Here is a 1,108-nt window from a genome sequence, read left to right on the forward strand (position 1 = left end):
GCGCAGGGTCGTACCGGACTCCGAGAGGATCCGGTGGACGAACCCGTACGAACGACCAGAGGACTCGGCGAGCAGGCGGATGCTCTGCCCACCTTCGTACTTCTTCCGAAGTTCGGCGGCAAGCTTGTCCCGCTCGGCGCCGGTGATCCGGGTTCCTTTCCTGAGCTCGGCCAACGTGGCCCCCTCCGTGTTCGATGATCTGCGAACCGATCTTCACTCAGCTTGAGTAAACACGCCACTCGAAGCAGATGTGATCCATCACACGCGGCGCCGGTGCGTGACCGTGCCCTCGCGTTCCTTCCTCCACGCCGGCGGTCACCAGCGATGGCACGGGTCGCACCCACCCGCTGGCACAGCAGGCGCGCCTGGCCGACGGTGCTACCGAGATCAGTGTCCCCAATCCCCGGTACGCGGCCCGACAACAGCATCGGCGCGTCGCCACGAACATCGCCATCTTCGCGCTCAAGATCTTCTCTCGATGCAACGCTGCAGGTACGACCATCAGTCGATCACTGTACAGAGCGAGCCGACGGACCGCGAACGCGGCCGATCAATTCGACTGATTCCTCACATCCGATACCGGTTGTCCACCCCGTCGGGGCCGACCCGCTCCCGTGCTGAGGCCCGGTCCGGCGAGATCGCGGACGGCTCGTCGCACCCCTGCCGGCGCCCCCGCCAGCACCTCCGGCATCCGGCTCGGGGGGAACTCCGGCGCTGGGAACGGACCGGACTCGTTACCGTGCAGTGGTGGTCGGTGACGTGATGATCTCCGGGTCGGCACCGAAGGTGCCCAGCTACGCGGCCTGCCTCGGTACGGACCGGTGAGCGCGACCGACGGCGCCTCCGACCCGACCGCTGTCGCCGCCTCCAGCCGGTTGCCCGGACCGCGCGGCGGCCTGTCCCGGCCCTGGGCGGGGTCCGCCGGGCGCACCGAGGCCGGCGAGGCGGCGCTGTGGCTCATCCTGGTGGCCTGCGGTCTCATCGGCACGTTCCTCGTCTCCACCGGCGACCTGGATCTGGGCATCGGTGACCCGCCGCTGCGCGGCGGGTGGGCTCCCCGTCTCGATTCCCTCGTCCTGGTCCCGCTCGTGATCGCCGTGGTCGTGGT

1 protein-coding gene and 1 pseudogene are annotated in these 1,108 nt (G+C 69.0%); one reads left to right on the plus strand and one right to left on the minus strand.

The annotated features are described in order from the left end of the window. A partial coding sequence (locus tag AC08OP_RS15830; protein ID WP_476614902.1) for a helix-turn-helix domain-containing protein occupies window positions 1-174 on the minus strand: 174 nt, incomplete at its 3' end. Window positions 175-821: 647 nt separating this feature from the next. Here AC08OP_RS15830 and AC08OP_RS15835 point away from each other — a divergent pair. Next, window positions 822-1,108: pseudogene (locus AC08OP_RS15835) on the plus strand (hypothetical protein); the annotation flags it as partial.

Source organism: Frankia sp. CeRuru1, assembly GCF_977966315.1.